26 protein-coding genes are annotated in these 26,463 nt (G+C 66.8%); 9 read left to right on the forward strand and 17 right to left on the reverse strand.

What is annotated here, in order from left to right:
- The first annotated feature begins 107 nt into the window (after positions 1 to 107).
- The 5 genes from V9L20_RS10840 to fahA all read left to right on the forward strand — a co-directional run bounded on the left by V9L20_RS10840 (position 108) and on the right by fahA (position 5,721).
- Positions 108 to 1,067: an MBL fold metallo-hydrolase gene (locus V9L20_RS10840; protein ID WP_176660650.1), complete on the forward strand. Its 960-nt coding sequence runs from the start codon at positions 108 to 110 to the stop codon at positions 1,065 to 1,067.
- Positions 1,068 to 1,203: 136 nt separating this feature from the next.
- Positions 1,204 to 2,841 carry an FAD-dependent oxidoreductase gene (locus V9L20_RS10845; protein WP_337296588.1) on the forward strand — a complete coding sequence of 546 codons (1,638 nt, stop codon included), beginning with the start codon at positions 1,204 to 1,206 and terminating at the stop codon, positions 2,839 to 2,841.
- A gap of 8 nt (positions 2,842 to 2,849) precedes the next feature.
- Positions 2,850 to 3,047: a DUF2783 domain-containing protein gene (locus tag V9L20_RS10850; RefSeq protein ID WP_258503494.1), complete on the forward strand. Its 198-nt coding sequence runs from the start codon at positions 2,850 to 2,852 to the stop codon at positions 3,045 to 3,047.
- A gap of 42 nt (positions 3,048 to 3,089) precedes the next feature.
- The gene (hmgA, locus tag V9L20_RS10855) at positions 3,090 to 4,412 is read left to right on the forward strand and encodes a homogentisate 1,2-dioxygenase (protein WP_337296589.1); all 1,323 of its coding nucleotides are present in this window, start codon (positions 3,090 to 3,092) and stop codon (positions 4,410 to 4,412) included.
- Positions 4,413 to 4,452: 40 nt separating this feature from the next.
- Positions 4,453 to 5,721 carry a fumarylacetoacetase gene (fahA, locus tag V9L20_RS10860; RefSeq protein WP_337296590.1) on the forward strand — a complete coding sequence of 423 codons (1,269 nt, stop codon included), beginning with the start codon at positions 4,453 to 4,455 and terminating at the stop codon, positions 5,719 to 5,721.
- Between the two features lie 46 nt (positions 5,722 to 5,767).
- Here fahA and mrdA read toward each other — a convergent pair whose 3' ends face one another.
- The 4 genes from mrdA to V9L20_RS10880 form a co-directional block, all read right to left on the reverse strand.
- Positions 5,768 to 7,735, reverse strand: coding sequence for a penicillin-binding protein 2 (mrdA, locus tag V9L20_RS10865; protein ID WP_337296591.1), 1,968 nt, complete (start codon positions 7,733 to 7,735; stop codon positions 5,768 to 5,770).
- Positions 7,736 to 7,804: 69 nt separating this feature from the next.
- Complete coding sequence (gene mreD / locus V9L20_RS10870; RefSeq protein WP_126747836.1) at positions 7,805 to 8,326, reverse strand: rod shape-determining protein MreD; 522 nt, start codon at positions 8,324 to 8,326, stop codon at positions 7,805 to 7,807.
- The gene (gene mreC, locus V9L20_RS10875) at positions 8,323 to 9,288 is read right to left on the reverse strand and encodes a rod shape-determining protein MreC (protein ID WP_337296592.1); all 966 of its coding nucleotides are present in this window, start codon (positions 9,286 to 9,288) and stop codon (positions 8,323 to 8,325) included. The genes mreD and mreC overlap by 4 nt, the downstream gene beginning before the upstream one ends.
- 83 nt (positions 9,289 to 9,371) lie before the next feature.
- Positions 9,372 to 10,415: a rod shape-determining protein gene (locus V9L20_RS10880; RefSeq protein ID WP_007833435.1), complete on the reverse strand. Its 1,044-nt coding sequence runs from the start codon at positions 10,413 to 10,415 to the stop codon at positions 9,372 to 9,374.
- Between the two features lie 214 nt (positions 10,416 to 10,629).
- Here V9L20_RS10880 and gatC point away from each other — a divergent pair, with 214 nt between their 5' ends.
- From gatC to gatB, 3 genes are read left to right on the forward strand one after another with little or no spacing between them, the layout of a single operon-like run.
- Complete coding sequence (gene gatC / locus V9L20_RS10885; RefSeq protein ID WP_337296593.1) at positions 10,630 to 10,929, forward strand: Asp-tRNA(Asn)/Glu-tRNA(Gln) amidotransferase subunit GatC; 300 nt, start codon at positions 10,630 to 10,632, stop codon at positions 10,927 to 10,929.
- On the forward strand, positions 10,926 to 12,449 hold the full coding sequence (gene gatA, locus V9L20_RS10890) for an Asp-tRNA(Asn)/Glu-tRNA(Gln) amidotransferase subunit GatA (protein ID WP_337296594.1): 1,524 nt from the start codon (positions 10,926 to 10,928) through the stop codon (positions 12,447 to 12,449). Before gatC ends, gatA begins: the two co-directional genes overlap by 4 nt.
- Position 12,450: 1 nt before the next feature.
- The gene (gene gatB, locus V9L20_RS10895; RefSeq protein ID WP_337296595.1) at positions 12,451 to 13,941 is read left to right on the forward strand and encodes an Asp-tRNA(Asn)/Glu-tRNA(Gln) amidotransferase subunit GatB; all 1,491 of its coding nucleotides are present in this window, start codon (positions 12,451 to 12,453) and stop codon (positions 13,939 to 13,941) included.
- Between the two features lie 21 nt (positions 13,942 to 13,962).
- Here gatB and V9L20_RS10900 read toward each other — a convergent pair whose 3' ends face one another.
- Together V9L20_RS10900 and pyrE are read right to left on the reverse strand one after the other, a co-directional pair.
- On the reverse strand, positions 13,963 to 14,580 hold the full coding sequence (locus tag V9L20_RS10900) for a DUF4124 domain-containing protein (protein ID WP_443098567.1): 618 nt from the start codon (positions 14,578 to 14,580) through the stop codon (positions 13,963 to 13,965).
- An 82-nt stretch (positions 14,581 to 14,662) separates the two neighbouring features.
- Positions 14,663 to 15,346, reverse strand: a complete 684-nt coding sequence (gene pyrE, locus V9L20_RS10905) for an orotate phosphoribosyltransferase (protein WP_126747842.1) — start codon at positions 15,344 to 15,346, stop codon at positions 14,663 to 14,665.
- Positions 15,347 to 15,358: 12 nt separating this feature from the next.
- On the opposite strand from pyrE, the gene V9L20_RS10910 reads away from it, so the two are divergent.
- The gene (locus tag V9L20_RS10910; RefSeq protein WP_337296597.1) at positions 15,359 to 16,162 is read left to right on the forward strand and encodes an exodeoxyribonuclease III; all 804 of its coding nucleotides are present in this window, start codon (positions 15,359 to 15,361) and stop codon (positions 16,160 to 16,162) included.
- Between the two features lie 30 nt (positions 16,163 to 16,192).
- Here the strand turns inward: V9L20_RS10910 and V9L20_RS10915 are convergent, their stop codons facing one another.
- From V9L20_RS10915 to V9L20_RS10965, 11 genes are all read right to left on the reverse strand, one after another.
- Positions 16,193 to 16,966, reverse strand: a complete 774-nt coding sequence (locus V9L20_RS10915; RefSeq protein ID WP_337296598.1) for a GntR family transcriptional regulator — start codon at positions 16,964 to 16,966, stop codon at positions 16,193 to 16,195.
- Positions 16,963 to 17,634 carry a cysteine hydrolase family protein gene (locus V9L20_RS10920; RefSeq protein ID WP_337296599.1) on the reverse strand — a complete coding sequence of 224 codons (672 nt, stop codon included), beginning with the start codon at positions 17,632 to 17,634 and terminating at the stop codon, positions 16,963 to 16,965. The genes V9L20_RS10915 and V9L20_RS10920 overlap by 4 nt, the downstream gene beginning before the upstream one ends.
- 270 nt (positions 17,635 to 17,904) lie before the next feature.
- Positions 17,905 to 19,500 (reverse strand): ABC transporter ATP-binding protein, encoded by a 1,596-nt coding sequence (locus V9L20_RS10925; protein WP_337296600.1) that lies wholly within the window; start codon positions 19,498 to 19,500, stop codon positions 17,905 to 17,907.
- A 7-nt stretch (positions 19,501 to 19,507) separates the two neighbouring features.
- Positions 19,508 to 20,209 (reverse strand): biuret amidohydrolase, encoded by a 702-nt coding sequence (gene biuH, locus V9L20_RS10930; RefSeq protein WP_337296601.1) that lies wholly within the window; start codon positions 20,207 to 20,209, stop codon positions 19,508 to 19,510.
- A 5-nt stretch (positions 20,210 to 20,214) separates the two neighbouring features.
- Entirely contained in the window at positions 20,215 to 21,138 is a 924-nt protein-coding gene (locus V9L20_RS10935; RefSeq protein ID WP_337296602.1) for an ABC transporter permease, read from the reverse strand.
- On the reverse strand, positions 21,135 to 22,220 hold the full coding sequence (locus V9L20_RS10940) for an ABC transporter permease (protein WP_337296603.1): 1,086 nt from the start codon (positions 22,218 to 22,220) through the stop codon (positions 21,135 to 21,137). The genes V9L20_RS10935 and V9L20_RS10940 overlap by 4 nt, the downstream gene beginning before the upstream one ends.
- 19 nt (positions 22,221 to 22,239) lie before the next feature.
- Positions 22,240 to 23,358: a BMP family ABC transporter substrate-binding protein gene (locus V9L20_RS10945; protein WP_337296604.1), complete on the reverse strand. Its 1,119-nt coding sequence runs from the start codon at positions 23,356 to 23,358 to the stop codon at positions 22,240 to 22,242.
- Between the two features lie 53 nt (positions 23,359 to 23,411).
- Positions 23,412 to 23,792, reverse strand: coding sequence for an oxalurate catabolism protein HpxZ (hpxZ, locus tag V9L20_RS10950; protein WP_258503470.1), 381 nt, complete (start codon positions 23,790 to 23,792; stop codon positions 23,412 to 23,414).
- Positions 23,789 to 24,622: an ABC transporter ATP-binding protein gene (locus tag V9L20_RS10955; RefSeq protein WP_126747852.1), complete on the reverse strand. Its 834-nt coding sequence runs from the start codon at positions 24,620 to 24,622 to the stop codon at positions 23,789 to 23,791. Before V9L20_RS10955 ends, hpxZ begins: the two co-directional genes overlap by 4 nt.
- Complete coding sequence (locus V9L20_RS10960; protein WP_337296605.1) at positions 24,619 to 25,452, reverse strand: ABC transporter permease; 834 nt, start codon at positions 25,450 to 25,452, stop codon at positions 24,619 to 24,621. The genes V9L20_RS10955 and V9L20_RS10960 overlap by 4 nt, the downstream gene beginning before the upstream one ends.
- 2 nt (positions 25,453 to 25,454) lie before the next feature.
- A complete protein-coding gene (locus tag V9L20_RS10965; RefSeq protein WP_337296606.1) occupies positions 25,455 to 26,459 on the reverse strand; it encodes an ABC transporter substrate-binding protein in 1,005 nt (334 codons plus the stop codon).
- Between the last annotated feature and the right edge of the window lie 4 nt (positions 26,460 to 26,463).

Consider the following 26,463-nt stretch of genomic DNA (forward strand, 5'->3'; position numbering starts at 1 on the left):
GGGATTAGACATTAACTGATCTCGGGCTTACACTTCAGAAATTCGTTAACCGCAAATTCGTTTGCTTTAGACGAATCAAATTTCGATCCATCCGACGGAGACACACGATGAGCCAAGCCAAGAAGTTCGCCAGCCAGGCCGATATGGAAGAAAAGAAGATCACCTTCAGCCAGATCTCGGAACACGCCTGGGCCTATACGGCCGAGGGCGACCCCAACACCGGCATCGTCATTGGCGACGACTGCGTGCTGGTGGCCGACACCCAGGCCACGCCCGCCATGGCGGCCGACGTGGTGCGCCGCATCCGCGAGGTGACGGACAAGCCCATCAAGTACGTGGTGCTGACGCACTATCACGCGGTGCGCGTGCTGGGCGCAGCTGGCTACGGTGCCGAGCACATCCTGGCCAGCCAGGACACGCGCGACCTGATCGTGGAGCGCGGCGAGGCCGACAAGGCCAGCGAAATCGGCCGCTTTCCGCGCCTGTTCCAGAACGTGGAAACGGTGCCCCCGGGCCTGACTTGGCCCACCATGACCTTCACCGGCAAGATGACGCTGTGGCTCGGCAAGCTCGAAGTGCAGCTGATCCAGCTGGGCCGCGGCCACACCAAGGGCGACACGGTCGTGTGGCTGCCCGAGGAGCGCACGCTGCTGTCGGGTGACCTGGTCGAGTTTGGCGCCACGCCGTACGCGGGCGACGCCTACTTCCAGGACTGGCCGCAAACGCTCGACAACATTGCCGCGCTCAAGCCCGCGGCGCTGGTGCCGGGCCGCGGTGCCGCGCTCACCACGCCCGCCGAAGTGGCCGAAGGCCTGACCGGCACGCGCAACTTCATCTCCGACGTGTATGCGAGCGTGCAAGAGGGCGTGAAGGCGGGACGCGACCTGAACACGGTCTACAAGGACACCTACGCCAAGCTCAAGCCCAAGTACAGCCAGTGGGTGATCTTCGACCACTGCATGCCGTTCGACGTGAGCCGCGCGTACGACGAAGCCTCGGGCCATGCCGATCCGCGCGTGTGGACGGCGGAGCGGGACATCGAGATGTGGAAGGCGCTCGAAGGCTGACCCGTATTGCTCCCTCCCCCGCCGGGGGAGGGGTGGGGTGGGGGCAGGCAGAGCGCCAGTTTCGAGCGCTGCCGAGCCCCCATCCCAGCTTTCCCCCAGCGGGGGAAGGAGCAAGACAAAAGACACGGAGACAAACGTGATCGACTATCAAAGCCTGCGCTTCGACTACAAGCGCCACACCGACCAGGACGCGGCCACGCCCGCCCGCCACCCGGTGGTCGTCGTCGGCGCCGGCCCGGTCGGCCTCACGCTGGCCATCGACCTGGCGCTGCGCGAGATTCCCGTGGTGCTGCTCGACAACGACAACACCCTTTCCAGCGGCTCGCGCGCGATCTGCTTTGCCAAGCGCACGCTCGAGGTGTTCGACCGCCTCGGCTGCGGCGACCGCATGGTCGGCAAGGGCGTGTCGTGGCACGTGGGCCGGGTGTTCTTCCACGACGAGCAGGTCTACAGCTTCGACCTGCTGCCCGAACCCGGCCACGAGCGCCCGGCCTTCATCAACCTGCAGCAGTACTACGTCGAGGGCTACCTCGTCGAGCGAGCTGCGGCTCTGCCGCTGATCGACCTGCGCTGGAACAACAAGGTCACAGGCATCGAGCAGAACGACGGCGGCGCCGTTCTCACCGTGGAAACGCCCGAAGGCGACTACAAGCTGCAAGCCGGCTACGTTGCCGCCTGTGACGGCTCGCGCTCCAACCTGCGCCAGATGCTGGGCCTCGAAGCCAAGGGCCGCACCTTTCGCGACCGCTTCCTGATTGCGGACATCACGATGGATGCGCAACTGCCGACGGAGCGGCGCTTCTGGTTCGACCCGCCGTTCCATCCCGGCCAGAGCGTGCTGCTGCACAAGCAGGCCGACGGCATGTGGCGTGTCGACTTCCAGCTCGGCTGGGACGCCGATCCGGTGGAGGAGCGCAAGCCCGAGAACATCACGCCGCGCGTGCGCGCACTGCTCGACAGCATCGGATTCGAGGGCGTGCAGTTCACCATCGGCTGGGCGAGCGTCTACACCTTCGCGTGCCAGCGCATGGAGCGCTTTCGCCATGGCCGCGTGCTGTTCGTGGGCGACTCGGCGCACGGCGTGTCGCCCTTCGGCGCGCGCGGCGCCAACTCGGGCGTGCAGGACGCGGACAACCTCGCCTGGAAGCTCGCGGCAGTGCTCCGGAGCGAGGCACCCGATGCGCTGCTCGACAGCTACGCGAGCGAACGCGAATTCGCGGCCGACGAGAACATCCGCAACTCCACGCGCGCGACCGACTTCATCACGCCCAAGAGCGAAGTGAGCCGCCTGTTCCGCGACGCGGTGCTGGAGCTCACCAAGCGCCACGCCTTTGCGCGCACGCTGGTCAACAGCGGTCGGCTCTCGGTGCCGGCGGTGCTGCGTGACTCGCCGCTCAACACTCCCGACACTGACTCCTTTGAAGGCGCGATGGTCCCAGGCGCCGCAGCGGCCGACGCCCCCGTGGTGCGCGCCGACGGCAGCAGCGGCTGGCTGCTGCGCGAATGCCATGTGGCGCAGTTCACGGCGCTGGTTTTCGGCCAGGGCGAAGCGGCCGAGCGCAGCCTGCAGGCGCTGATGGCATTCGACTTTCCGCTGCACGTGGTGCGCGTGAAAGCCGCTACAAGCGAAGGCGAACTCGCGACGCAACGCTACGACGCGCTACCCGGCACCGTCTACCTGCTGCGGCCCGACCAGCATGTGTGCGCGCGCTGGCGGCAACCCACGGCGGCGAACATCCGCGCGGCGATCGACCGTGCATTGGCAAAGGGATGAGCAGCACCATGCAACCACATCTGATCACCACGCCGAACCTCGAAGCGCCCGACGATTTCTACGAGGCGCTGATCGAGGCCCACCAGGGGCTTTCCACCGAAGAGAGCCATGCCTTCAACGCACGGCTCGTGCTGGTGCTGGCCAACCACGTCGGCTCGCTGGCCGTGTTGCGCGAGGCTTTCGAGGCCGCGCGCAGCAGCAGCTGAACACGCGCGTCAACTTCATCGCGATTTCCGGAAGAGAGAACCATGACGAATCCATCCACTGACACCCAACCCGATGCCGAGCGGCGCTACCAGAGCGGCTTTGGCAACGAGTACGCCTCCGAAGCCGTGGCCGGTGCGCTGCCCCAGGGCCGCAACAACCCGCAGCGCGCGCCCTTCGACCTTTACACCGAGCTGCTTTCAGGCACCGCCTTCACCGCACCGCGCCATGAAAACCGCCGCACCTGGCTGTACCGCCGCCAGCCTTCGGTGGTGTCCGGCCGCTACCAGCCGTATGCCCAGCCGCACTGGAGCACCGGCGCCGACCGCGAGATCGCATTGCCGCCCGAGCCGCTGCGCTGGCATCCAATGCCGCTCGACGGCGCGGCCGACGTGGACTTCATCGACGGCATGCACACCATTGCGGCCAACGGCGATGCGGAATCGCAAGTCGGCATCGGCTCGCTCATGTACCTTGCGGGCCGCTCGATGGAGAAGCGCGCCTTCGTCAATGCAGACGGCGAGATGCTCATCGTGCCGCAGCAGGGCCGCCTCGTGATCACGACCGAGCTGGGCGTGCTCGACGTGAAGCCTGGCGAGATTGCGGTGCTGCCGCGCGGCATGGTGTTCAAGGTGGCATTGCCCGATGGAATCTCGCGCGGCTATGTCTGCGAGAACTACGGTGCGCATTTCCGCCTGCCCGAACTGGGCCCTATCGGCTCGAACGGCCTGGCCAATGCGCGTGATTTCCAGGCGCCCGTGGCGGCCTTCGAGGAAGACGGCGGCGCCTACGAGCTGGTAAAGAAATTCGGCGGCCGCTTCTGGAAGGCGCCCACCAAGCAGTCGCCGTTCAACGTGGTCGCATGGCACGGCAACCTGGCGCCGGTGAAGTACGACACGGCCAACTTCATGGTGATCGGCTCCATCAGCTTCGACCATCCCGATCCGTCGATCTTCACCGTGCTGACCTCGCCCAGCGACACGCCGGGCACCGCGAACTGCGACTTCGTGATCTTCCCGCCGCGCTGGATGGTGATGGAAAACACCTTCCGTCCGCCATGGTTCCACCGCAACCTCATGAGCGAGTTCATGGGCCTGGTGCTCGGCGAATACGACGCCAAGCCGGGCGGCTTCAAGCCCGGCGGCGCAAGCCTGCACAACTGCATGGTGCCGCACGGGCCCGACGAGGAAGCCTTCGACAAGGCCACGCACACCGACCTGAAGCCGCACAAGCTCGACAACACGCTGGCCTTCATGTTCGAGAGCCGCTACCGCTTCATTCCGACGAACTTCGCGCTGCAGAGCCCCGCGCTCGACACCGACTACGCCGATTGCTGGGCCGGGCTCAAGGACCACTTCAAGCCCTGACGGCCGACGAGCAGACGCCACATCCAAAGAAAGACATTCCATGACCGCACTTAACGCCACCCATGACCCGAAGCTGCGCAGCTGGGTTGCCTCGGCCAATGAAGCCGGCTGCGACTTCCCGATCCAGAACCTGCCCTTCGGCCGCTTTCGCGCGGCGGGCAGCAGCGAGGCTTTTCGCATCGGGGTGGCCATCGGCGACCAGGTGCTCGACCTGAAGGCGGCAGGCCTGGTCGATACCGACGACATGAACGCGCTGATGAACGCCAGCGTGAAAGACCGCCAGGCACTTCGCGCGGCCATCTCGGCGGGCCTTGCGGAAGGCAGCGGCAAAGAGGCCGCATGGTCGAAGGCGCTGCTGCCGCAGGCCAGGGCCGAGCTCACCGTGCCCTGCCGCATCGGCGACTACACCGACTTCTACACCGGCATTCACCACGCCACCACCATCGGCAAGCTGTTCCGCCCCGACCAGCCGCTGATGCCCAACTACAAGTGGGTGCCCATCGGCTATCACGGCCGTGCGTCGTCGATCGGCGTGAGCGGCCAGGTCTTCAAGCGTCCGCAAGGGCAGACCAAGGCACCGGATGCGGCCGAGCCGAGTTTCGGCCCTTCGAAGCGGCTCGACTACGAGCTGGAGCTGGGCTTCTTCATTGGCCGCGGCAATGCGCTCGGCGAGCCGGTTGCCATCGGCAAGGCCGAAGAGCATCTGTTCGGCGTGGCGCTGCTCAACGACTGGTCGGCGCGCGACCTGCAGGCCTGGGAATACCAGCCGCTCGGCCCGTTTCTCTCGAAGAACTTCGCGAGCACGCTGTCGCCATGGATCGTGACGATGGAGGCGCTGGCGCCGTTCCGCGCCAGGTTCGAGCGGCCCGCGGGAGACCCGCAACCGCTGGCTTACCTCGATGCGCCCTCGAACCGAGAAAGCGGCGCGCTGGACATCACGCTCGAAGTGCTGCTGCAGACCGCGAAGATGCGCGCCGCGGGCGAAGCGCCCACGCGGCTCACGCGCGGCAACACCACCGAAGCCGCCTACTGGACGGCCGCGCAGCTCGTCGCGCACCACACGGTGAACGGCTGCAACCTGCAGCCGGGCGACCTGCTGGGCTCCGGCACGCTCTCGGGCCCCAGGCCCGACGAAGCCGGCTCGCTGATAGAACTCACGCAGGGCGGCAAGCAGCCGATCACGCTGCCCAATGGAGAGAAGCGCACGTTCCTTGAAGACGGCGACACGCTGGTCATCCGCGGCTACTGCGAGCGGGAGGGCGCGGTGCGCATCGGCTTGGGTGAAGTTGCCGGAACCGTGATCGCCTGAGGTCTGCGTGTTGTCCCCTCTCCCAGAGGGAGAGGGAGAAAAACCATCAGGGCGCGGCCGCAGCGGTGCCGGCCACCGGCCAAGCCACTTCACTCGCCACACGCGGCTTGCCGATCGGCGCACCGGCCTTGCCGATCCTGACGGCGGCCAGGTCGGCCTCGCTCGGGTACTGGTCCATCAACACATAGTCGAACACGCGGCGCGCAATGGGCGCCGCGGCGCCGGCGCCCCAGCCGGCGTTCTCGACGATCACCGCCAGGGCGATCTTCGGGTTGTTGACGGGCGCAAACGCCATGAACAGTGCGTGATCGCGCTGGTGCTCTTCGAGCGCGCGGGCGTTGTACTTGGTGTTCTGCGCCTGCGTCACCGCCTGCGCCGTGCCCGTCTTGCCGGCCGCCTGGTAGCCCGCGCCGGCAAACACGCTGCGCGCGGTGCCGCTGGTCACCACGCTGGTCAGGCCTTCGCGAATCACCGCGACGTTGGCGGCGGTGTAGCCCAGGTTCTCGGCCGGCGGCTGCGGCAGCGGGGCCACCTCGCCGCTGACCGTGTTTCGCGTGGCCAGCACCAGATGCGGTTTGCGCTTCAGGCCGCCATCGGCCACGATGGCCGTGGCCTGCGCGAGCTGCAGCATGGTGAAGGTGTTGTAGCCCTGGCCGATGCCCAGCGAGATGGTTTCGCCCGCGTACCACTTCTTCTGCTCGGGCCGCTTGTAGGCGTTGCGCTTCCACTCGGTGCTGGGCAGCACGCCGCGCACCTCGCCGCCCAGGTCGATGCCTGTGAGCTGCCCGAAGCCCAGCGGCTTCATGAAGTCGTGGATCAGGTCCACGCCCATCTCGTTGGCCAGCGAGTAGTAATAAATGTTGCTCGACACCTGAATGGAACGCCGCATGTCGACGCCGCCCAAGTTGCCTTCGGGGCTGCCGAAGCGGTGGCCGCCGAAGTTGAAGTACCCCGGGTCGTTCACCACCACGCTGGCGCCGCGCTTGCCCGTTTGCAGTGCGGCCAGTGCCATGAAGGGCTTGTAGGTCGAGCCGGGCGGGTAGGTGCCGCGCAGGGCCCGGTTGAGCAGCGGCTTGTCGAGCGATTCGCTGAGCTCTTTCCAGCTTTCGGTGTCGATGCCTTCGACGAAAAGGTTGGGGTCGAAGGTCGGCTTGCTCACGAAGGCCAGCACCTCGCCGGTCTTGGGGTCGATGGCCACCAGCGCGCCGCGGCGGTCGCCGAACATGTCTTCGACCAGCTTCTGCAGCTTGATGTCGAGCGACAGCATCACGGTGTTGCCCGGGGTGGCCGGATGGCTGGCAAGCCGGCGCACCGCGCGGCCGCCGGCCGAGGTTTCCATCTGCTCGACGCCGGTCTGGCCGTGCAGCGTTTTTTCGTAGCTCTGCTCGATGCCGAGCTTGCCGATGTAGTCGGTGCCCTTGTAGTTGGCCTGGTCTTCCTCGGCCCAGTCTTCCATCGCGGTCTTCTCGCGCTGGTTGATGCGGCCGATGTAGCCGAGCACGTGCGAGGCGACCTCGCCATGCGGATAGTTGCGGAACAGCCGCGCCTTGATTTCCACGCCCGGAAAGCGGTAGCGCTGCGCCGCGAAGCGGGCCACTTCCTCGTCGCTCAGGCGGGTGCGGATCGGAATGGAGTCGAAGCTGCGCGAATCCTCCCGCAGGCGCTTGAAGCGGCGGCGGTCCCGCGGCGAAACCTCGAGCACCTGGGTCAGGGCGTCGATGGTCTCTTCGACATCGCCCACCTTGGAAGGCGTGATCTCCAGCGTATAGGCCGAGTAGTTCGAGGCCAGCACGATGCCGTTGCGGTCGAGGATGAGCCCGCGGTTGGGCACCACCGGCACGATGGCCGTGCGGTTGCTTTCGGCCTGCTCGGCCAGGTCGTCGTGCCGCACCACCTGCAGGTAGAACAGCCGCGCGCCCAGCAGCCCGAAGGCAAACAGCACCACCATGCCGATCACGATCACGCGGCGCTTGAAGCGCGCGAGGTCGGCGGCAACGTTGCGGATTTCGGTCATGGCGGGGTGAGCTTAGGCGCGTGCAAGTGCGTTGGCAAATACGCAGGGCGATGCAGATTGCGTGAGGGCTTAGAGCGGACGGTTCTCGTCGGGTTCCGGCGTGCGGCGCTGGGGCGCCAGCAGCAGCGCCGTTGCCAGCGGCCACAGCGCGGCCTCGACCACCGGGGAGGCCAGCACCCACCAGCCCGGAAATATGCCGCCGCCGATCATCCGCGTCACCACCTCGATGAACTGCGAGAGCGCAAAGAGCGGCAGCACCTGCAGCGCCTGCGAAGCCACGGGGTACCAGAGCAGGCGCCGGTGGATGGTGATCGCAAAGAAGCCCAGCGTGGTGTACGACAGCGCATGCTGGCCCAGCATGGACGCCTGGTGCACGTCCATGCACAGCCCGAAGACGAAGGCTGCGCCAATGCCCACGCGCATCGGCTGGTGCACGCCCCAGAACACGATGGCCAGCGCGAGCAGGTCGGGCATCCACGCGGCGCGGCCGATCGGAATCATGTTGATGAGCAGCGCCACCACCAGGCTCGACCACATGAAGAGCGGGCTGACGGGCAGCAGCAGCTGCTGTTGGCCGGGGCGTTTGATCATCGGGCGCGCTCCGCGGCTTTCTTGTCGGCCTTGTCCGCCTTGGCGGCCGGCTTGGGCTCGGGCTTCTTGCCGCGCGCGGGAGCGGGCGGCGCGGGTGGTGCCGCGGGCGCGCCCGTGGGCGCCAGCACCAGCACGTAGCGCGCGGCCGTCACGCGCGCCAGCGGAACGCAGTAGATGCGCGCAAAGGCCGAATCGGCACGGCGCTCGATGCGCTCGATCTTCGCGACCGGCAGGCCGGGCGGATAGACGCCGTCGACGCCGCTGGTGGAGAGCAGGTCGCCCTCCTGAAGGTCGGCATTGGCGGCCATGAAGCGCAGCTCCAGCCCCGCGCCGTGCGCCGACGCGTCACCGAAGGCCACGCTGCGCACGCCGGTTCGGGTGTTCTGCACGGGAATGGAAAGATCGCGGTCGATCACCAGCGTGACCTCGCTCGTGAAGGGCAGCACCTGCGTCACCTGGCCGAGCACGCCGTCCGCGTCGATCACCGGCGAACCGGCCGCCACGCCGTGCGTGAGCCCCTGGTCGATGACGATCTTGCGCGTGTACGGGTCGGCGGCGTCGTAGAGCACCTCGGCGGCGCGGCCCGGCGCCTGGGTGGTCTGGCGCAGTTCGAGCAAGGCGCGAAGGCGAGCATTGTCCTGCGCGAGCGTGTCGGCCTGGCTCGCACGCTCGGCCTGCTGCATGAGCGCCTTGCGGGCTTCTTCTTCGTTGCGCTGGGCGGTTTGCAGGTCTTCGAAGTAGCGGCTGCCGCCCACCACGAACTGCACCGGCTTGAGCGCCAGCCACTGCACCGGATAGAGCACCGCGCCGACGGCCGCGCGGATCGGCTGAACCAGATGAAAGCGCGCGTCGGCCACCATCAGGAAGAGCGAGAGCGCACCGAAGAAAATCAACTTGCTCAGGGCCGACTGCCCCTGGTTGAACAGGGGCGGGGCTGTGCGATCGAGCGTGCCCAAGGGCATGGTTCAGGCCTGGGTGTGCAACGTCAGATGGCAAAAAGGCCGGCCTGCACAAGCAGGGCCGGCCGATGATGGCAGTGGCGCATTCACTCGCTCGTGAAGATGCTTCCCAAGCGGTCCATGCGCTCGAGAGCAATGCCGCAGCCACGCACCACGCAGGTCAGCGGGTCTTCGGCCACCAGCACCGGCAGGCCGGTTTCCTCGGCCAGCAGGCGGTCCAGGTCGCGCAGCAGTGCGCCGCCGCCGGTCAGCATCATGCCGCGCTCTGCGATGTCGGCGCCCAGCTCGGGCGGCGTTTGCTCCAGCGCGTTCTTCACGGCCGAGACGATGTTGTTCAGGGGGTCGGTCAGGGCTTCCAGCACTTCGTTGCTGCTAATGGTGAAACTGCGCGGCACGCCTTCGGAAAGGTTGCGGCCCTTGACTTCCATTTCCTTCACTTCGGAGCCGGGGAAGGCGGAACCGATGTTCTTCTTGATGACCTCGGCCGTCGGCTCGCCGATCAGCATGCCGTAGTTGCGGCGGATGTAGTTGATGATGGCTTCGTCGAAGCGGTCGCCGCCCACGCGCACGGAGCCCTTGTAGACCATGCCGCCCAGGCTGATGACGCCCACTTCGGTGGTGCCGCCGCCGATGTCGACCACCATCGAGCCCGAAGCCTCGCTGACCGGCAGGCCCGCGCCGATGGCCGCGGCCATGGGTTCTTCGATGAGATAGACGGAAGTGGCGCCCGCCGCTTCGGCCGCGTCCTTGATGGCGCGGCGCTCGACCTGGGTGGAGCCGCAGGGCACGCAGATGATGATGCGCGGGCTCGGCGTGAGCAGCGTGCGCGGGTGCACCATCTTGATGAACTGCTTGATCATCTGCTCGGTGATCACGAAGTCGGCAATCACGCCGTCCTTCATCGGGCGGATCGCCTCGATGTTGCCGGGCACCTTGCCCAGCATGGCCTTGGCTTCCCGGCCGACGGCCTGGATCACCTTCTTGCCGTGGGGGCCGCCTTCGTGGCGGATGGCGACGACGGACGGTTCGTCCAGCACGATGCCCTTGTTGCGGGCAAAGATCAGTGTGTTGGCGGTGCCGAGGTCGATCGCGAGGTCGGTGGAAAAGTACCGACGGAAAGCTCCAAACATGTGCGGAATCCTCTGGAGCACGCCTGCGCGTCGGCAGGTCGTCGCTCTGTTTTTGGTCGTTTGACGGGGTGAATTGATCGTTTTTGGCGCAAAAGCCGGCGCGTTCGCGGGGGTTGCGGCAAAGGCGGGATAATACCTGAATCCCCCTCTGAATCCCGTGTTAGCACCCCCTCCGGCGTGCGATTACTTCCGGTTTTTCCAACCGGTTCGACCCATGTCACTTTCCGCTTCAGATATTGCACGCATTGCCTCGCTGGCACGGCTGCAGCTTGCTTCCGACGAAAGCGAGCGCATGCTCAGCCAGATTAACGGCTTTTTTGATTTAGTCGAACGTATGCGTTCGGTCGACACCACCGGCGTCGAGCCGCTGGCCCACCCGGTGGCCGCCATCGAGGACATCACGCTGCGTTTACGCGACGACGTGGTGAGCGAGCCCAACAACCGCGAAGCCAACCAGAAGAGCGCCCCGGCCGTCGAAGCCGGCCTGTTCCTCGTGCCCAAGGTGATCGAATGAGCGGCGAACTGCATCGGATGGGCGTGGTCGCCCTGGCCAAGGCCCTGGCCGACCGCAAGGTGTCCGCCGTCGAGGCCTCCCAGGTTTTCCTGGGCCGCATGAAGGCCCACGAATCGCTCGGCACCTTCGTGGATGTGAACGAGGAAGTCACGCTGGCGCAGGCCCGCGCGGCCGACGCGCAGCTTGCCGCCGGCAATGCCCCGGCACTGGCCGGCGTGCCGATTGCGCACAAGGACATCTTCGTCACCACCGATTTCGCCACCACCGCCGGCTCGAAGATGCTCGCGGGCTACCGCTCGCCCTTCGATGCGACCGTGGTGCGCCGCCTGGCCGAAGCCGGCGCGGTCACGCTCGGCAAGCTGAGCTGCGACGAATTCGCCATGGGCTCGGCCAACGAGAACGTGGCCGTGCCCGCCGTGGGCCACGACAAGGCCGTGCCGGTGCAAAACCCCTGGAACCGCGAGCGCATTCCGGGCGGCTCGTCCGGCGCCAGCGCGGCGGCCGTGGCGGCACGCCTGGCCCCCGCGGCCACCGGCACCGACACCGGCGGCTCGATCCGCCAGCCGGCCTCGTTCTGCGGCATAACCGGCATCAAGCCCACGTACGGCCGCGCCTCGCGCTACGGCATGGTGGCGTTCGCATCGAGCCTCGACCAGGCCGGCCCCATGGCCCGCTCGGCCGAAGACTGCGCGCTGCTGCTGTCGGCCTTCTGCGGCCCCGACCTGGACCGCGACTCCACCTCGCTCGACAGGCCCGCCGAAGACTTCAGCCGTTCGCTGAACGACTCGCTCGAGGGCCTGCGCATCGGCGTGCCGAAGGAGTTCTTCGGCGAAGGCGTGGCGCCCGGCGTTCGCGCCGCCGTCGATGCGGCGCTGGCGCAGTACGAGAAGCTCGGCGCAAAGCGCGTCGAAGTGAGCCTGCCGCGCACCGAACTGTCGATCCCGGTGTACTACATCCTGGCCGCGGCCGAGGCGTCGAGCAACCTGAGCCGCTTCGACGGCGTGAAGTTCGGCCACCGCGCCAAGCAGTACAAGGACCTGGGCGACATGTACGAGCGCACGCGCGCCGAAGGCTTCGGCGACGAGGTGAAGCGCCGCATCATGATTGGCACCTACGTGCTCTCGCACGGCTACTACGACGCCTACTACCTGCAGGCGCAAAAGGTGCGCCGCATGATCGCCGACGACTTCCAGCAGGCCTTCAAGCAGTGTGATGTGATCGCCGGCCCTGCCGCGCCGACCACCGCCTGGAAGATCGGCGAGCATGGCGACGATCCGGTGGCCGACTACCTGGCCGACATCTTCACGCTGCCTGCGTCGCTGGCCGGCCTGCCCGGCATGAGCGTGCCCGCGGGCTTCGATGACAGCGGCATGCAAGGCTCGAAGCAGGGCATCGGCAAGCCGATGCCCGTGGGCCTGCAGCTGATCGGCAACTACTTCGGCGAAGCGAAGCTGCTGAACGCAGCCCACCGCTTCCAGCAGGCCACCGACTGGCACACGCGCACGCCGGAGGGCTTCTGAAATGAGCGAGACAGTGAACACCTTCGAAGCACAACAACAAGGCCGCCCGACCGGTCCGCTGGTGCGCGGCTATGAAGTCATCATCGGCTTCGAGACGCATGCGCAGCTGTCGACGAACAGCAAGATCTTCAGCCGCGCCTCCACCGCCTTTGGCGCCGAGCCCAACACGCAGGCCTGCGCAGTGGACCTGGCGCTGCCCGGCACGCTGCCCGTGATGAACAAGGGCGCGGTCGAACGCGCCATCAAGCTGGGCCTGGCGCTCGGCTCGCACATTGCGCCGCGCAGCGTGTTCGCGCGCAAGAACTACTTCTACCCCGACCTGCCCAAGGGCTACCAGATCAGCCAGTTCGAGATTCCGGTGGTGCAAGGCGGTTCGGTGTCGTTCTTCCTGGGCGAAGAAAAGAAGACGGTGCGCCTGGTGCGCGCCCACCTCGAGGAAGACGCGGGCAAGTCGCTGCACGAAGACTTCATCGGCCAGAGCGGCATCGACCTGAACCGCGCCGGCACGCCGCTGCTCGAAATCGTGACCGAGCCCGACATGCGCTCCACCGCCGAGGCCGTGGCCTATGCGCGCGAGCTGCACAAGATCGTCACGTGGATCGGCATTTGCGACGGCAACATGCAGGAAGGCAGCTTCCGCTGCGACGCCAACGTGTCGGTGCGCAGGCCCGGCGAAAAGCTCGGCACGCGGCGCGAGATCAAGAACCTGAACAGCTTCAAGTTCATGCAGCAGGCCATCGACTACGAGATCCGCTGGCAGATCGAGGAGATCGAAGACGGCCGCAAGATCGAACAGGCCACCGTGCTGTTCAACCCCGACACCGGCGAGACGCGTGCCATGCGTGCCAAGGAAGACTCGGCCGACTACCGCTACTTCCCCGATCCGGACCTGCCGCCGCTGGTCATCGCGGCCGACTGGATCGAGCGGGTGCGTGCCACCATGCCCGAGCTACCGCGCGCCATGGCCGAGCGCTATGTGCGCGACCACGGCATGTCCGAATACGACGCGGCGCAGCTCACGCAGAGCCCGGCGCTCGCCCGCTACTTCGACGACGCGGTGAAGGCCGGCGCAACCCCCAAGCTCGCAAGCAACTGGATCACCGGCGAGATGGCGCGCCGCCTGAACGCGCAGGAAATCGGCATCGAGGCCGCACCGGTTTCGGCGCAGCAGCTCGCCCAACTGGTGCAACGCGTTGCCGACGGCACGCTGCCCAACAACGCGGCCCGCCAGGTGTTCGATGCGCTCTGGACGGGCGACGGCAACGATGTCGACGCCATCATCGAGGCCAAGGACCTGAAGCCGATGAACGACACCGGCGCGCTCGACAAGATCCTGGACGCGGTCATTGCCAAGAACCAGAAGAACGTCGACGAGTACCGCGCCGGCAAGGAAAAGGCCCTGAACGGCCTCGTGGGCCAGGTGATGAAGGCGAGCGGCGGCAAGGCGAACCCCGCTCAGGTCACCGACCTGCTCAAGGCCAAGCTGGCCTGACCGGCACCCTCCGGCGGCGAGCTACTTGCCGCCGCCGTTCTGGGGGGACCAGATCTGCTTGAGGCGCGCGCGCTCTTCGTCGAAGCGCGCGTTCACGCGCTTCTTCTCGTCTTCCTGCTCGCCGATGAAGCGGTTCTGCACCGCCACGCTCTGCGCGTTGTCTTCGAGCTTGCGGCGCACCGCGCCCGGCGCCTTGCTGATGTCGTGCTTGTAGAACTCAAGCTCCTCATCGATCTTCTTGCGGTCTTCTGCGAGTTCGGCCAGGCGCTTCTGCGCGGCCTGGATCACCGCGTCGATCTGCACCAGGGCTTCCTTGCGCTCCCGCTCGTGCACGGTCACGTTGGGGTAGCGCACCAGCAATGCACGCTCGCGCCGGCGTTCGTCGATCAGGCGCGCGGCCTGCAGCGCGGCCTCGCGGGCCCGGTCTTCGCGTTCGGCCAGTTCGCGCGCGGTGTAGGTCGGCTCGATCTTGCGGCGCGTGGTGCCGCTCGGGCTCAGTTCGCGCTGCTCGCGGTCGATGCATTCGGCAATCGGCCGGTCGGCTGTGAGCGTGCGGCCGCGGGCGTCGGTGCACGAATAGATGGCGGCCGGTGCCGGCGCGGGCTGCGCCGGCACCGCCATGGGCAACAGCGCCGCCATCAGCGGCAGCAGCAGCGGCAGCACCGGTGTGGCGAAAGGACGGGCCGGCTGGTCGAGCTTGCGCACGGGCATGGGAGTGGCCTCAAATGGCGCCGTAGCGGGCGCGGTAGGCGAGAACGCGCTCGCGATGCGCACCCAGGTCGGCGGCGGCGTTGCCCGACAGGTAGTTCAGCAGGTCGTCGAGCGTGGCGATGGCCACCACCTGCAGGCCCAGCTGGTTGCGCACGTACTGCACGGCGCTGTGGTCCACGTCCACGCCGTTTTCGGTGGCTTTCTCCTGCCGGTCGAGCGCAATGGACACCGCGTGCGGGGTGGCGCCGGCGGCTTCGATGGCCGCAATCGATTCACGTACCGCGGTGCCGGCCGACATCACGTCGTCGACGATGAGCACGCGGCCCTTGAGCGGCGCCCCCACCAGGTTGCCGCCCTCGCCGTGGGCCTTGGCTTCCTTGCGGTTGTAGGCAAAGGGGTAGTTGCGCCCGCGCCGGGCCAGTTCGGCCGCCACCGTGGCGCCCAGCGGAATGCCCTTGTAGGCGGGGCCGAAGATCATGTCGAACTCGACACCGCTTTCGATCAGCCGGTCTGCATAGAATCCGGCGAGACGCGCGATCTTGGCGCCGTCGTCGAAGAGGCCCGAATTGAAGAAGTAGGGGCTCAGGCGGCCGGCCTTGGTCTTGAACTCGCCGAAGCGCAGCACGCCAGAGTCGAGTGCGAACTGGACGAAGTCCTGCGCCACCGCACTGCTTTCCACACCATCTACAGCCATCGGAATTTCCTTGTGTTCAAACTGACCAGCCTCAATCTCAATGGCCTGCGTTCGGCCGCCACGAAGGGGGTGGCGGACTGGGTGGCCGAACTTGCGCCGGATTGTATTTGCATGCAGGAGATCCGGGTGCAGGCCAGCGACATCGAAGGGCGGTTCGAAGAAATGGCCGGCCTGAAGGGCCATTTCCACTTTGCCGAGAAAAAAGGCTACGCCGGCACCGCCATCTACACGAAGCATGCGCCAAGCGCCGTGGTCGTAGGCTGGGGCGACACCGAATTCGACGCCGAAGGCCGGTATCTCGAACTGCGCTTCGACACTCCCAAGCGCAAGCTCTCGATCATCAGCTGCTACTTCCCGAGCGGCAGCTCGGGCGAGGAACGGCAGGAAGCCAAGTTCCGCTTCCTGAAGGGCTTCTTCCCGCACCTGGTTGCGCTCAAGAAAGAGCGCGAGTTCATCCTCTGCGGCGACATCAACATCGCGCACAAGGAAATCGACCTCAAGAACTGGCGCGGCAACCAGAAGAACAGCGGCTTCCTGCCCGAAGAGCGCGCCTGGATGACCCGCCTGCTCGACGCCGGCACCGACGGCGCGGGCCTGGTGGACGTGTACCGCATGCTCAAGCCCGAGACCACGGCCGAGGCCTACACCTGGTGGAGCAACCGCGGCCAGGCCTATGCCAACAACGTGGGATGGCGGCTCGACTACCACCTGGCCACGCCGGCGCTCGGCGCGCTGGCGCGCAACGAGCAGATCTACAAGACCATCAAGTTCAGCGACCACGCGCCGATCACGGTGGACTACGACTTCACGCTGTAGCCCGCCTGCCCGCCTGCCCGCCTGCCCGCTTCAGCGCGGCGCTGTCTTGCCCGCGTGCCGCGCCAGGTGCACCTGGTGCAGCGTGATCTTGCGCACCTCGGCCTGGCTGGTCTCGATGTGCGCGCGCAGCAGCATCGCGGCCTGGTCGCCGCGGTTGGCGCGAACGGCTTTCAGGATCTTGGCGTGCTCGTCATACGTGGCGTCGATGCGCGGCTGCTGCGTGAAGTCGAGGCGGCGGATGATGCGGATGCGGTCGGTCACGTCGCCGTGAACACGCGCCATCTCGGCGTTGCCCGCGGCAGCCACCAGCGAGCAATGAAAGGCTTCGTCCCATTGCGCCACCTGGGCGGTGTCGCTGCTGCGCTGGGCCGCGGGCACGAGCCAGATGTCGGCCAGCGTATCGAGCAGGCTGCGGTCCACGCGGCGGTCGGCTTCGCAAAGGCGATGCACGGCCGTGGTCTCGAGCACCATGCGCAGATCGTAGAGCTGCTCGAACTGGTCGAAGTCGAAAGGCAGCACGCGCCAGCCGCTGCGGAACAGCACCTCGACAAAGCCCTCTTGCTGAAGACGAAAAAGCGCCTGCCGCACCGGCGTGCGCGACACGCCGAGCCGCTCGCTGATCTCGTTCTCGGTGAAGCGGTCCCCCGGCACGAGGATGAAATCGGCCACGTCGCGCTTGAGCTGCGCGTACACCTCGTCCGCGCGGGTGCGAAAAACGGCTTCGCCGGCGGCGGGGACGGCGGATACGGGCGAGGCGGGGCGGGAACGAACAGTAGACACGTGGGGAATATTAGTCGCTGTCATTGCCCGCCGCGAAGCGCAGCCAGCAGCGCCGCGCTCGATGCCGTCCAGCCGACGATGCCGCCCTGGGCGCGAACCATGTCGAGCGTGGCCGCCTTGAAGGCCGGAAAGTAGCTCTCGGTGCAATCTTCGAGCAGAAGGCAGTCGTAGCCTCGGTCGTTGGCTTCGCGCATGCTGGTCTGCACGCACACTTCGGTGGTCACCCCGCCGAACAGCAGGTGCGTGATGCCGCGCGCTTGCAGCAATTCATGCAGGCCGGTAGCGTAGAACGCGCCCTTGCCGGGCTTGTCGATGACGATTTCGCCTTCGATCGGAGCCAGCGCGTCGATGATCTGGTTGCCCGGTTCGCCCGCCACAAGGATGCGGCCCATCGGGCCTTCGTCGCCGATGCGCAATGCCGGGTTGCCGCGGTTGCGTTTGGCAGGCGGGCAATCGGAAAGATCGGGCTTGTGCGCCTCCCGCGTGTGCACCACGAGGCCGCCAGCTTCTCTCCAGGCCCGCAGCGCTACCTTCGTGGCAGGAACGATCGCTTCCAACAACGAAACATCGTTGCCCAGCGTTTCGCCGAAGCCGCCGGGTTCGATGAAGTCGCGCTGCATGTCGATGAGTACCAGCGCAGTGTTTTTTATCTCGAACTCGTAGGGGAAGGGAATGGCTTCTTCTATGCGCATGTTGTTGCTCGCTTGTTCAGAGGGCTCGGGTGCACCAGGGGCAAACACCCCACCTCGAAGCCCGGTTTGCGGTGCGGGGCGGGCGGCCCCTCTGTGCCGCCGAGGAGCGCAGCGTTTCGCGGATCAGGGCTCGCAGCTGTTTGAGCGAAGCGAGTTCTGCGAGACCCCGCGAAACGCGAGCACCGCAGGGAAGCCGCGAAGCGGCCGGCATAGTGGGGTCGACCGTGCCGCACCGCACACCGGGCGGCCTCCCCACGGAAAGCAGGGCACTCATGCCACAGCCTTCAAAGGTTCATGGTGCCCGCCACCCATGTGTGCCCCGATCACATGCCGTTCGGCGCCCGCCGCTGAAGTCTCGAACACGATCTGACCCTCGCTCATCACGACGATGCGGTCGGCCAACTCCAGCAGTTCGTCGAGGTCTTCGCTGATCAGCAGTACCGCCCCGCCCTTCTCGCGAACCTGCACGATGCGTTCGTGGATCTCGGCAACCGCAGCGAAGTCGAGGCCGAACACGGGATTGGCCGCGATCAGCACATTGATGTCGCCCGCGAGTTCGCGCGCCAGCACCGCGCGCTGCACGTTGCCGCCGGAGAGGCTGCGAATCGGCGCACCCTCGCCTTGCGTTTTGACGCCGTATTCGGCAATCCAATCGCGCGCCCGATTGCGCCAGAAGGGAAAGTTCAACACGCCGCCGCGCGACAAAGGCGGCCGGTCGAAATCGCGCAGTGCCATGTTCTCCGCCACGCTGAGGTCGCCCACGCAGGCGTTGCGCAGCGGCTCCTCGGGCAGGCTGCGCACCTTGAGGCTGCGGTTCTCGCTCCGACGTGCGCTGTAGGGCTGGCCCATGACCGTCACGCGGCCGGCCAGCCGCGGGCGCTGCCCGACCAGGGCCTCGACCAGCTCGCGCTGCCCGTTGCCCGAGACGCCCGCCACGCCGAGGATTTCGCCCGCGCGCACGGAAAGGCTCAGATCGTGCAGTGCCAGCGTGCCGCGGTCACCCTGCGCCTTGAGGCCTTCGACCCTCAACGCAACGGGCGCCGCCTCGGGCACGGTCTTTCTGGCAGCAGGCAATGCAGCCGGCGCGGACGACATCGCAGCCTGGCCGCCCATCATGGCCTGTGCCAATTGCGCAGGGCTCGTGTCCGCCACGCGGCAGTGGTGCACCGCCTTGCCGCGGCGCAGCACCGTCACACTGTCGGCATAGGCCATCACTTCGCGAAACTTGTGCGTGATGATGAGCACGGTGCACAAGCCGCTTCGCGCGAATTCGCGCACGTGGCCGAGCACCTCGTCGGACTCCTGCGGCGTGAGCACCGAGGTCGGTTCGTCGAGGATCAGCAGGCGCGGCTTCAGGTAGAGCTGCTTCAGCAGTTCGAGCTTCTGCTTTTCGCCCGCCGCAAGCTCCGATGGCCGCACATCGAGGTCGAGGCTGAAGGGCGTGGTCGCCAGAAAGGCCTTGAGTTCGGCCCGCTTCGCCTTCCAGTCGATCAATGCCGGCGTCTTGCCGCCCGCGAGCAACAGGTTCTCGGCCACCGTCATGCCCGGCGCCAGTGTGAAATGCTGGTACACCATGCCGATGCCGAGCGCACGCGCCACGATGGGGTTGGCAATGTCCTGCTCACGGCCGTCGATCAGGATGCTGCCTTCTTCCGCGCGCTGGAATCCCGCGACGCATTTCACCAGCGTGCTCTTGCCCGCGCCGTTCTCGCCGAGCAGCGCATGCACCGTCCCAGGCTCGACGCGCATCGTCACGCGGTCCATCGCGGTGAAGGCGCCGAAGCGCTTGGTCAGTTCGTAGGTGTCGAGCGCGAGGGCGCCGCTGCCCGCAGGCAGTGCGCCGATGGCATGGGACGTGTCGGCCATGCGTTCGTCAGTCCAGCGCGGCCAGCAGCGCCTGCGACGTGGCGTGCGCACCGAACACGCCGCCCTGCATCGTGATCATCTTCAGCGCCGAAAGGTGGTTGCCATGGTCGGTGGCGGCGGTGCAATCGGACAGCAGCAGGCATTCGAAGCCGCGGTCGTTGGCGTCGCGCATGGTGGTGTGCACGCACACGTCGGTGGTGATGCCCGCGAGGATGAGGTTCTCGATGCCGCGTGTGCGCAGGATCAGCTCCAGGTCGGTGGCGTAGAACGAGCCCTTGCCGGGCTTGTCGATCACCACCTCGTCCGGCAGCGGCGCCAGTTCGGGAATGATCTCCCAGCCCGGCTCGCCGCGCACCAGGATGCGTCCGCACGGCCCGTCGTCGCCAATGCCCACGCCGCCAGCGCCAATCTGCCGCGAGCGCCAGCGCTTGTTGGCGGGCAGGTCCGCCAGGTCGGGCCGGTGGCCTTCGCGCGTGTGAATGATGTGAAAGCCCAGCGGCCGCAGCGCCGCGAGCGTGCGCGCGATCGGACGGATCGGCGCCTGCACCAGCGAGAGGTCGTAACCCATCACGTCGACGTAGCCGCCCTTGCCGCAGAAGTCGGTCTGCATGTCGATCACGATCAGCGCGGTGTTGTCGGGCCGCAGCGCGCCGTTGTAGGGCCAGGCATAGGGCTCGGCCTCTACGTGGCGGCCAGGTGTCGTTGTCATGGCGTTCAGTTCCTTGTCGATGAAAGTTCGCCGGGGCTGCCGGCTGCTGCCGTGCCCGGCTTGCAGGTCAGCACCAGAATAACCAGCGTGAGCAGGTAGGGCACGGTGTTGAACAGGTGGTAGCCCCAGCCGACGCCGATGGACTGCAGCGCGGGCCCGATGGCACCCGCGCCGCCGAAGAGAAACGCCGCACCCACGCAGCGCAGCGGGCTCCAGCGCGCGAAGATCACCAGCGCCACCGCAATGAGGCCCTGGCCGCTCGAGATGCCTTCGTTCCAACTGCCCGGATAGAACAGCGTGAGCGATGCGCCGCCGAGCCCGGCGATGAAGCCACCCGCCGTCGTCGCCGCAATGCGCAGGCCCGACACCGAATAGCCGAGCGCGCGCGTGGCCTGCGCCGAATCGCCAGCCATGCGCACCAGGAGGCCAGCGCGTGTGCGCGCAAAGCCCCACCAGAGCAGCACGGCCAGCACCACGCCCAAGGGCACCAGCGCGTTCAGCTGCAAGGCGGAGCTCACCACCGGGTTGTCGCTCCAGAAGCCGAGAGGTATCGCGGGAATCTGCGGCGCCTGCGGCTGGATGAGCGGCTTGCCCAGGTAGAACGCCAGGCCGGTACCGAGCAGCATGAGTGCGATGCCGGTCGCCACGTCATTGACGCGGTCGAGCGAACACAGCAGGCCGTGCAGCAGCGCAAGCAATGCGCCTGCCACCGCGCCGATGAGCACGCCGAGCCATGCCGAATCGGTGAGATACGCGCCGCCGAAAGCCGCCATGGCCGAGAGCACCAGCACGCCTTCGAGCCCGAGGTTGATGCGTCCCGATTTCTCTGTGAGGCATTCGCCCAGGCTCACGAACAGGAATGGCGCGCCGACGCGCAAGGCGCCGCCGACGATGCCGGCCACGAGGGCGATCCACTGGTCCGCGGTCATGGGGCGGCCTCCGCGCCGCGCACTGCGGCATCCGCCTTGGGAGCGGCCCTGCGGCTCATCAACGCCTTCCAGTCGACCATGCGCAGCCCCTCGCTCGCAAGAATGAGCACGAAGGCGATACCCTGCAGCACCAGCACCGAGGCGTCGGGCAGCCCGAGACGGCGCTGCAGCAGGCTGCCCGCCGCGCCAAAGCCGCCGAAGAGAATGGCAACCGGCACGATGGCCACCGGGTTATGCCGTGCGATGAAGGACACGAGGATGCCCGCATAACCGTAGCCCGCGATCAGTGAGGCATTGGCGTTGGTGTGCACCGCCGCCACCTCGACCGCGCCCGCGAGCCCCGCACAGGCACCGCCGAGCGCGCAGGCGCCGAGGATGAGCCGCGTGGCCGGCAGTCCGACGAGCTGCGCGGTGCGCGGATTGCCACCCACCACGCGCACCGAGAAGCCCGAGGCCGTGGCACGCAGCCACCACCCGAGGCCCAGGCAAGCCACCACGCCGATGGCAAGGCCCCAGTGCACGTCGGAGCCGCCGATCCCGCCGATCAGCAAGCCGGTGTCGAGCGCATAGGTCGACGGCTTGTTGAGGCTCGCCGGATCGCGCAGCGGCCCTTCGACCAGATGCTTGAAGATGCCGATCGCGATGTAGGCCAGCAGCAGGCTGCTGATGGTTTCATTGATGCCGCGGTACTGGCGCAGCCAGCCTGCAAGGGCGATCCACAGCGCACCGGCAAGCGCGCCCGCAATGCACACTGCCGCCGTGCCCGCGATGTTGCCCGGCAGAGGCAGCGCATGCGCGAGCGCCGCAGAGGCCAGGCCGCCCAGCACCAGCGCGCCTTCGCCGCCGATGACGATCAGCCCCGCGCGAGCAGGCAGTGCCACGCACAGGGCCGTGAGCATCAGCGGCGCGGCGCGCTGCAAGGTGTTCTGCCACGAGAACCAGTCGCCGAACGCGCCCTTGAACAGCGTCGCCCAGACCTCCACCGGATCGACCCCGGCAAAGGCCACCAGCACGCCGAACAACAGCAGCGCCGCCGCGATGGCGAACATCGGCAGGGCGAATTCCTTGAGCGCGTGGCGCATGGTGAGGATGAAGCCGGTATCAGGCCGAGCCGATCACGCCTTCGACCAAGTAGTTCATCTTCTCGAGCTCCAGGTCGGTCTGCTTCAGCACCTTGCCCGCCGGCACCACGACGGCGCCCTTGTTGTCCTTGATGCCGTCCTTGAAGATGTCGAAGGTGCCGGCAATCATCTTCGCCTTGATGTCGTCGGCCTGCTTCTTCGCGGCGTCGGGCACCATGGGGCCGTAGGCGGACATCTTCACGTAGCCTTCCTTCAGGCCGCCGCGCAAAAAGTTGGGATGCGGCTTGCCGGCTTGCGCGGCCTCGATGGCCGCCTTGTAGGCCGTGAGCCAGTTCCACTCGGCACCGGTGAGGTACGCATTGGGCGCGAGCTTGGCCTGGCTCGCGTGGTAGCCGCAAACCATCTTGCCGCGCTTGGCGGCCGTCTCGACCACCACCTTGGGGCCGTCGACGTGCATGGTGAACACATCGCAGCCCTGGTCGGCCAGGCTATTGGTGGCCTCAGCTTCCTTCACCGCCATCGACCAGTCGCCGGTGAAGATCACACTGCAGGTGATGCCGGGCTTGACCGAGCGCGCGCCGAGCGTAAAGGCGTTGATGTTGCGCAGCACCTGCGGAATGGGCTTGGCGGCAACGAAGGCGATCTTGTTGCTCTTGGTCATGTGCGCGGCGATCACGCCGTTCAGGAACTGGCACTCGTCGATGTAGCCGAAGAAGCTGCCCGCGTTCTTCGGGTGCTTGCCCTCTGTCCAGAGGCCACCGCAGTGCGAGAAGCGCACGTCGGGGTTCTTGGGCGCCACGGCGAGGATGTGCGGATCGAAGTAGCCGAACGACGTGGGAAACAGCAGCTTGGCGCCGTCTTGCGAGATCATGCCGGCCATGGTCTTCTGCACGGCGGCGGTCTCGGGCACGTTCTCTTCTTCGACCACCTTCACTCCAGGCAGCTTCTTGATCTCGGCCGCGGCCATGGCGTGCGCCTGGTTGTAGCCGTAGTCGTCGCGCGCGCCGACGTAGATCACGCCGACGGTCAGCGGCTTGGCCTGTGCGCCGGCAAGGGCGCTCCAGCTTCCAAGGGTGCCGGCGGCGCCGAGCGCGGCCAGGGATTTGAGGGACTCGCGGCGATTCAAGGGGCTGGTCATGGCGTTCTCCGGTCTTGGATACAAGGTAGGGTGCAAAAAATGTGCCTGCGTGTTCAGCCGATGAGGCTCACGTGCGCGGCGGCCACGCGCCAGCCATCGGCGGTGCGCAGCCAGGTCTGGCTCTGGCGGCCGGTCTGGCCGCTGCCTTCGCGGCGGAACTCGGCATTGGCGGTCGCAAGGTCGCGGCCGTAGGTGGTGATGACGGTGCGCAGCAGCTCGCGCGGCGGGCTCTGCACCGGCAGCGATGCGCGAAAGGCGCTGATGGCCGCATGGCCGTAGTGGTTCTCGGCGTAGCCGTAGCGCAGCGTGTGCGGGCTGTTCCAGAACAGCTCGTCGAGCACATCACGGCGGTTGGTGAGCAGTGCTTCTTCATACCGCGCGAACACTTCGGTCACTTCGGCAAGCACTTCGGGGATATTGATTTCCAGGGTCATCGGCGAACCTCGCGTTGAAAGATGTCGAGGCTGAGCTTCTTCATCGCGACAAAGCTCTCGGTGCTCAGCGTCTCGACCGTGCGCGGACGTGCATCGCCGTACCGCAGGATCTCGGCCACCTTGGTGGGCCGCTTGGTCAGGAGCAGCACCTCGTCGGCCAGGTACACAGCTTCTTCGAGGTCGTGCGACACCAGCAGCATGGTGGTGCCGGTCTGCATGAACACCTCTTGCAGCTTCTCGCGGATGAAGAGCGTCATCTCGAAGTCGAGCGCGGAAAACGGCTCGTCGAGAAACAGCACCTCGGGGTTGGGCGCAAGCGCCCGCATGATCGACGCGGTCTGCTGCTGCCCGCCGGAGAGTTCGTACGGAAAGCGCTTCAGGTCGAACTTGACGTCGAACGACGCCACCAGCTCTTCCATGCGCCGGTCGACCTCGGCCTTGCTGCGCCCCTCGAGCTTCAGCGGGTAGGCGATGTTGTCGATGGTGCGCATCCACGGGAACATCGCCTCGCGGTAGTTCTGGAACACGTAGCCGATCTTGGTGTCCTTGCGCTGCTTGCCGTCGAACAGGATTTCGCCCGCATCGATGGGAATGAGCCCCGCGATCATGTTGATGAGCGTGGACTTGCCGCAGCCGTTCGGGCCGAACACCGAGACAATCTTGTGCTTGGGTATGTCGAGGTCGAAGTTCTCGTACAGCGGCCAGCCCGCAAAGTACTTGGTCAGGCCGCGAATGGTGATGTGCGTGCCGGCCGGGCCGGGCTTGAACACGGGCTTGGGCACGTCGGCATACACCGGGCCGTTCACGACGATGTCTTGCGTGGCTTTCATCGGCCGCTCCAGTGCACGATGCGGCGCTCGGCCACAAGAAAAAGAATGTTGAGCGCATAGCCGAGCGCACCGGCGGCAAGAATGGCTGCGTACATGCTCTTCACGTTGAGCACCTGCTGCGCATCGATGATGCGGTGGCCAAGGCCGGTGTCGGAGCCGATGAACATCTCGGCCACGATGACGATCACCAGGGCCATCGACACCGCCGAGCGCAGGCCGACGAAGCTGGGCTGCAGGCTTTCCCACACCAGCACGTCCTTGAAGATCTGCCAGCGCGAGGCGCCCATGACGCGTGCCGCCATCACGCGCTGCTTGCGCGCATTGATGACGCCGTAGGCACTGTTGAACACCACGATCAGCAGCGCGCCGAACGCCGCGATGGCCACCTTGTTGACGTCGGATACACCGAAGATCAGCAGGAACAGCGGAATGAGCGCGGACGACGGCGTGGAGCGGAAGAAGTCGATCAGAAATTCAACGCTGCGGTAGGCCTTCTCATTGCTGCCGAGCAGCACGCCCAGCGGCACGCCGACCACCGCTGCAATCAGAAAGGCCTGCAGCGTGCGCCACACGGTCATCGCAAAGTCGGTGAGCAGGGGCCCGCCCGCAAGCCCGGTGATCAGTGCCGCAACGGTGTCGGCGGGCGTGGGCAGCAGGATCGGCTTGATGAAGCCGAGCCGCACCGCCAGGTCCCACACGATGAACAGCACCACGGGTCCGATGAAGGGCAGCAGCCGGTCGCGCAGCGGGGGCTTGGGCATTGCCGCCGCCGTTGCACCGGCGGCCGGCGGCGTCCACGGCGCGGCCGTGGTCGTGCTTGCGTCGGCCATGGTCAGGCCTTGTAGAGCAGGCCGTCCACCAGCACCTTCTTCTCGAAGATGCCCTTTTCGGTGAACAGGTCGTAGAACTTCTGGAAGTACGCCACGTCGCTCGGCTTGAACTCGTTGTAGAGCATGTACGACGCGAGAGGCACTTCGGCCGTGAGCTTGCCTTCGATGGCGGTGTAGCCCTTCATGTGCTGGCGGGCGTCGTCGGGCTTGGTGCGCACCAGCTCCACGCCGCGCGCATAGGCGGTGATGTACTTCTTGGCCACATCCGGGTTCTTTTTGATGAACTCGCTGGTAAGGCTGGCCGCGCCGCCGTGCCACGGCGCCATCGGATCGCCCAGGATGTACTTGGCGACCACGCCGGCCTCGATGACGCGCGTGGTGCCGTTCATGCGGCCCACGGTGCCGGTGGGCTCCAGCGTGTAGCAGGCGTCGACCTGCCCCGCGACGAGCGCGGCCACGTGCTGGCCGATGGGCAGCTCGCTCACCGTGGCGCCCTTGGCGCCGGCGCGTTCGAGCATGGTCTTGCACAGGGTCACGTTCTGGATGCCGGGGCCCGAAGCGATCTTCTTGCCGGCCAGTTCGGCCATGGTCTTGATCGGGCTGTCCTTGGCGACGATGAATTCGTCGAGCACGAACTTGGCGTTGCTCGGGTTGGTGCAGAAGATCTTGAAAAGCCCCGGCTGCGCGATCTCGCCGATGGCGAGGTTGGCCGAGCCCGTGCCGTTGGAGCTGCCGTCGCAGCGGCCCGCCAGCATGCCTTCCATGACCTGCTGCGCGCCCGCGAACTTGAGCGGCTCCACGTCCAGGCCCGCTTCCTTGAAGTAGCCGCGGTCCACCGCGGCAAAGAAGGGCAGGCCCGCAGCCACCGGCCAGAAGCCGATGCGGATCTTCGGGGCCGCTTGCGCGCGCACGATGGCCGGCGCTGCCAGCACGGCCAAGCCCGCTGCCCCGGCCTGCAGCACGTGGCGGCGCGACGCGGCGGCGGTCAATTTTTCAGGGATGCTCATGAAG

The sequence above is a fragment of the Variovorax sp. CCNWLW225 genome (assembly GCF_037204045.1).
GTDB lineage: Bacteria > Pseudomonadota > Gammaproteobacteria > Burkholderiales > Burkholderiaceae_C > Variovorax.